The sequence below is a fragment of the Siminovitchia jepli genome (assembly GCF_047228825.1).
In the GTDB taxonomy this organism is placed as follows: Bacteria; Bacillota; Bacilli; order Bacillales; family Bacillaceae_C; genus Siminovitchia.
Genome location: NZ_JBFEGN010000144.1, coordinates 1 through 5167, shown reverse-complemented (window position 1 = coordinate 5167; position 5167 = coordinate 1). Strand labels below are relative to the sequence as shown.

The following is a 5167-nucleotide window of genomic DNA, read 5'->3' as shown; positions in this document are numbered from 1 at the left end:
CAGGGCCTGATCCGCCTCATCAATTCCGTACCTCCAGTAATAGCCATTTCGATGAACATTCCCTTGGGCAATACAATTACAGTCGGGACATCGGTCAAACATGGGAAATTCATTCTCTTTTCCTCTTAATCCATATTCTTCAAGCCCAATTCCAAAATCATGAATAATGATCATAAAAAACTCCCCTTTATAATATGCAAAAAATTTAGCATATTAATTCAGGGAAGTACAGAAATCACGCCGGAGGAATTTGAATAAAGAAGGCCTATTTTTGACGGAACAAAGTGATTCTTTACACGATTCGATTACCAATTTGGTCGTTCCGATAGATGAAATATTCCAGATCAATGGTTTCTTGGGCTTTTTGCAGGGATACAAGGAGTTGATCATATTTTGCTATCCCATTGTTAAACACTTGGACTTGGCCCATTCGAAGCCCATTCACAGTGAAATGCCGTAAAGCATTGGCAATTACCGATGCTGAAGCACCGAATGTCTCAGGTAATTTGTTAGATTCATTTTTAGAACAGGTCAATCTTTTTCGATGAATAAACTTAGGGTTTGATATGCTAAGATATAGCCAGAAACCAATGACAGGTAAAAAAAGGACGATTATTATCCAATTCAAAGCCTTGGCAGGCCGACGAACTTCCCAAATTGCTATGAATAAGATAAAGAACGTATTTAACAGGTATAGATAAAAAATCCACTCCAACTGGAATCCCTCCTTCTGTTACTCTTAACATGTACAAACTATGTAACCAGTATACGTATGGAATATGAAGAGATTGTCTGTTATATATTATGGACTACCTTTATAAGAACTTGTATAAGATATTAAGAACGAAAAAAAGAGAATTAAGGTTGGGAAAGTTCTGACATCAAGAAAGGCGTAATGATCTGGGCACTGTCCTAACTAGAGACTTAGTGATTTTGAAAATTACCATCTGGTAAATTCCTAAATATAGGTATAATTTTTTATAAATTTGGAAAATGAAAGTGGTAAATGCAATAAGAAGTAAATAAGAGAAAACATTAATTTATATTGGGAGGAAATCGTCTTAAAATTAGTCGTTAACATCTTTTTTGTTAATGGTTAATGAATGATCGGTATCTCTAACAGCAGCATAAAAAAAATCTTTGATTTGAAGATATCCCTTTGCCTTTAGTTCTTCCTTTAACCACTTTTCATTTTTGTTGATAAATTTTAATTTACGCTTTTGCACTTTCCCTTCAATGACAACGGCTATGGGTAATCCGCGGTATTCCACTTTCATATGTAAATCTTTTGGAGTAATAGGAACTAATTCTTTTCTTGGAAAAATGCTAATTTCACCTGTTGCTTCCAAAATCGCATATTCATTATCGTGAATATCCGGATATCCTGTTGTTCTTAAATTAGACAACAGCTCAGGTAAAGGATATCTACTTTCCTTTAACTTTCGATTAAGATAAAAAAAGAATCGCTCCAAAATCATGAGGGGTAAGTTGGGCTAGAGCTGATTTCCCTAAAATATTTACTGCTACAATAAACACAATATAGATAAAAATAACTTTAACTAAAAAAATAGACACTTCTAACACCTCGTAAAAAAATTCACCTTAGTCCGAAATTGGACTAAGGTTTTTAAACTTATTTCAATTAAAAATGGTATCTTTTTTTCGTCATGTATGAATCTAAGCTAAATCCTTATCCTTTTAAAATAGGGGTCACTTTATCAATGGCTTCTTGTAATTTTTCACTGTTTAACCTATACATTTGTTTGGCGTCTTTTGATTCCGTTCCAAGAGCAAATAGTTCTAAGTCTGCTTGACATTTTTTCAAGGTTGAAAGAATTAAGGGTCTTTCTTGTGGGGGTGCGACTTGTAATTTATCGTCAAACAGATCAATCGTTAACTCTCCGTAAGAATTAACCTGTCCCAGAAATACATTTTCAATCGTTACCCCTAGTTTTTCTAATTCAGTTTGTAGCCAAGCCCGACTTCGTCCAATCGTGGCTAGTGGTTCATCCATTATTGTACCATCCATAATAATGGTCTGAGGCTCCTTGATTGAAGCAACCTTCAAGTTTATATCCTTTGCTGTTAAAGGTTGATTTTCTTTCTTTAGCATCACAGATAAATCACCTGTTGCCTCTAAAACAGCAAATTCTACATCAGAGACTTGAAAGACATCCTTCCTGCGAAGGAGATCTAACAGTTCATCTGTCGTATATCTTTCCTTTTTTAAATTATCTTCCATAATCTTCCCATCTTTGATAAATACAGTTGCTTTTCCTTCTATAAAATTGCGAAAACGTTTACTTTTTAATGAAATTAAACCAGCGAAAGGGGATAGCAGCAAAGATGACTATTCCAATGACTCCGTGAAAAATATTCCGTTCAAGTCCCATAGCTACTTCTGCTCCAATACTTCCAATTGACATACCGGTGACATATTCAAAGAAAGATAGTTCAGAAATTTGCTTTTTCCCTAACCACTTTGTAATGAAAAATAAAACAACAACAAAGAATGCTGATCGTACAGCTATATCTAACCATTCAGGCACTGCTTGACACCCCCTGTAAATATAGTTTATCTAGAAGCCCTTGTACTGAAGTTCCTCTCCTTCTAACTCTCCGACTCTTTTTTTTAAATCTTTTGTTACTTCGTGTACGACCATCATAGTCTCATGTAAAGTTCGCTTCGATTTATCATCAAGAGTCCGTAAGGCTAAGCTCGAAAGACTTGCTTCTACCCCTTTTAGACTGGAAAAACACTGTTTAACATCTGAACCTACTGTCATCCAAATTCTCCTTATCCTTTTGGTTTAAAAATTAAAGCTCCTAACATGCCGAAAACAATGGCAGCTGAAATACCAGAACTAGTTACTTCAAACATTCCTGTCAGTACACCAACTAACCCATGTTTTTCTGCTTCCTGCATCGCACCATGAACAAGCGAATTCCCAAAACTTGTAATCGGAACGGTAGCCCCTGCCCCAGCAAAATCAATCAAAGGCTCGTATAGTCCAAATCCATCTAAAAGCGCCCCAATCACTACAAGAGCACTTAAGGTATGACCTGGTGTCAATTTAAATACATCAAACATAATTTGCCCAATGATACAAATTAAACCGCCTACGACAAAAGCCCAAAAATAGATCATGTTAATTGTTCACCTCCGTATTCAATTGACACTGCATGGGCGATACAAGGAATTGTTTCATTTTGCTGAAAGGACAACGGTGAAAGCAAAGCACCTGTTGCCACAACTAACATTCGTTTAAATTCACCTTTTTTCATGCGGTTTAATAAATGCCCATAAACTACCGTTGCTGAACAGCCTGCACCGCTTGCCCCTGCAAGAACGGGTTGTCCTTCCCGATAAATCATAAGGCCACAATCTTGGTATTGTTCTTCACTAATAGGAGTTCCATGCTTTTTAAATAGATCCATGGACACTTCCTGTCCGATTTGGCCAAGGTCACCGGTTACAATTAAATCGTAATAAGATGGCTCAACATTTCGTTCCTTTAAATGGGCTTCAATGGTATCAACCGCAGCTGGCGCCATAGCTCCTCCCATGTTAAATGGATCTGTCAATCCCATATCGATTACACGACCAATTGTGGCAGATGTGACATGAGGTCCTTCCCCAGAATCACTTAATAGGGCTGCACCTGCACCAGTAACCGTCCATTGTGCCGTAGGTGGCTTTTGTCCACCATACTCAGTTGGATACCGAAATTGTTTTTCAACAGCTGTATCATGACTGGAAGCTCCTGTTAACAAATATTTCGCTCCTTTTGTATTTACAATATAAGCACCTAGAGCCAGTCCTTCCATCGAGGTAGAGCAAGCACCGAATAAGCCAAAATAAGGCGCTCCAATCGTTCTGCTAGCGAAACTTGTTGGGGTGATTTGATTGATTAAGTCCCCAGCTAGGATAAATTGAACTTGATCTTTTTGTATGCCCCCTTTTTCCATGGCTTTTTGGCAAGCCTCTTCAAAAAGGATTTTATGTGCTTTCTCATAGGAATCCTGCCCAAGCCATAAATCAGCATGAAGAGTATCGAAATCATCTGGGATAGCACCATTGGCTTCAAATGGTCCACCAACGGTTCCAGTGGAGATAATGACAGGCTTTTGTTCGAAGATCCATGTACGATGACCTGCTAGCATTATAAACCACCCCACTGGATTAAAGTGGTTTTAATTAAGGCAATGACAAAAGCAGAAAAAACACCAAATAAAATAACCGCCCCCGCTAATTTAAACATGTTGCCACCTACGCCCAGTACAAATCCTTCGGTTCGATGCTCAATGGCAGGCGATATAACCGCATTGCCAAAACCTGTTACAGGTACAGCTGTTCCAGCCCCACCAAATTGGGCCATTCGATCATATACGCCAAAACCAGTAAGAAGCATTGTAATAAAAATTAACGTACCCACCGTCGGATTTCCGGCCGTTTGCTCAGTAAAATCGAAATAATAAATGTAAAAGTCTGAAATAAGCTGACCAATCAAACAAATAAGTCCACCGGTTAAAAAGGCCTTAATGCAATTTTTAACAACCGGTCTTTTGATCTCTCGTTGTTTTTGCAATTTTTGATATTCCTGTTGCACAGGAGTAAGTTGTTTCTTTTGATTGTTAGACATAACTCGATCCTTCCTCTTTAGGTTTGTTCCTTCATAAGACTTTTCAGTTTGTTCAAATCATTTTTTAAGTTCTTCTTATTCATATCGTTTTTTTTCAGTCTTTGCTCGACCTTTTCAAGCTCCCAGAATATTTTTTTATCAGTCGAAACAAAAACTTTATAGTCCGGATATTTTTTTTCTAAGTCGGATTTTACTGACTTCTCGATACTCTTTAATCGAAATCGATCAAAATTCTCAACTTTAATCGCTGCCATAAGCTCTTTATCAGTATTCACAGCTTTTACGTCTGTAATATCTTCCTTGGCAATTATCTTTTCTTTCGCATGATTGGCAACGGATTGATCAATTGGCTTACTTGTATGTACTTGTGAAATACCAAAAGTACTATTACCTTGAATAAATTCATTTTGATTACCATTACATCCTGATGCGAAACCAATGACCATTATAATCCTGGATTACGAAAGTAAAATCTAGTTTATAAATACAAAAAGGGCTCCAACCTTTGGTATAATTAGGTTTGT

General features: G+C 37.1%; 5 protein-coding genes and 3 pseudogenes. All 8 read right to left on the bottom strand.

From position 1 onward, the window contains the following. Positions 1-298: 298 nt before the first annotated feature. Positions 299-715 (bottom strand): annotated as a pseudogene (locus AB1L08_RS21475) (PLDc N-terminal domain-containing protein); the annotation flags it as partial. Between the two features lie 352 nt (positions 716-1067). Further along, positions 1068-1575, bottom strand: a pseudogene (locus tag AB1L08_RS21470) (DUF421 domain-containing protein). A 115-nt stretch (positions 1576-1690) separates the two neighbouring features. Continuing rightward, positions 1691-2549, bottom strand: a pseudogene (locus tag AB1L08_RS21465) (DUF421 domain-containing protein). A 30-nt stretch (positions 2550-2579) separates the two neighbouring features. Continuing rightward, positions 2580-2786: a DUF1657 domain-containing protein gene (locus AB1L08_RS21460; RefSeq protein WP_169189517.1), complete on the bottom strand. Its 207-nt coding sequence runs from the start codon at positions 2784-2786 to the stop codon at positions 2580-2582. Between the two features lie 11 nt (positions 2787-2797). Continuing rightward, on the bottom strand, positions 2798-3148 hold the full coding sequence (gene spoVAE, locus AB1L08_RS21455; protein WP_063442737.1) for a stage V sporulation protein AE: 351 nt from the start codon (positions 3146-3148) through the stop codon (positions 2798-2800). Further along, entirely contained in the window at positions 3145-4164 is a 1020-nt protein-coding gene (gene spoVAD, locus AB1L08_RS21450) for a stage V sporulation protein AD (protein ID WP_061794311.1), read from the bottom strand. Before spoVAD ends, spoVAE begins: the two co-directional genes overlap by 4 nt. Further along, a complete protein-coding gene (gene spoVAC / locus AB1L08_RS21445; protein ID WP_009336486.1) occupies positions 4164-4643 on the bottom strand; it encodes a stage V sporulation protein AC in 480 nt (159 codons plus the stop codon). The genes spoVAD and spoVAC overlap by 1 nt, the downstream gene beginning before the upstream one ends. Positions 4644-4660: 17 nt before the next feature. Beyond that, complete coding sequence (locus AB1L08_RS21440; RefSeq protein ID WP_142782519.1) at positions 4661-5089, bottom strand: YhcN/YlaJ family sporulation lipoprotein; 429 nt, start codon at positions 5087-5089, stop codon at positions 4661-4663. Positions 5090-5167: the final 78 nt, after the last annotated feature.

Bases quoted from the DNA above. Each gene is read 5' to 3' on its own strand.
- spoVAE (WP_063442737.1), bottom strand. From the start codon at position 3,148: ATGATCTATTTTTGGGCTTTTGTCGTAGGCGGTTTAATTTGTATCATT.
- spoVAD (WP_061794311.1), bottom strand. From the start codon at position 4,164: ATGCTAGCAGGTCATCGTACATGGATCTTCGAACAAAAGCCTGTCATT.
- AB1L08_RS21440 (WP_142782519.1), bottom strand. From the start codon at position 5,089: ATGGTCATTGGTTTCGCATCAGGATGTAATGGTAATCAAAATGAATTT.
- AB1L08_RS21460 (WP_169189517.1), bottom strand. From the start codon at position 2,786: ATGACAGTAGGTTCAGATGTTAAACAGTGTTTTTCCAGTCTAAAAGGG.
- spoVAC (WP_009336486.1), bottom strand. From the start codon at position 4,643: ATGTCTAACAATCAAAAGAAACAACTTACTCCTGTGCAACAGGAATAT.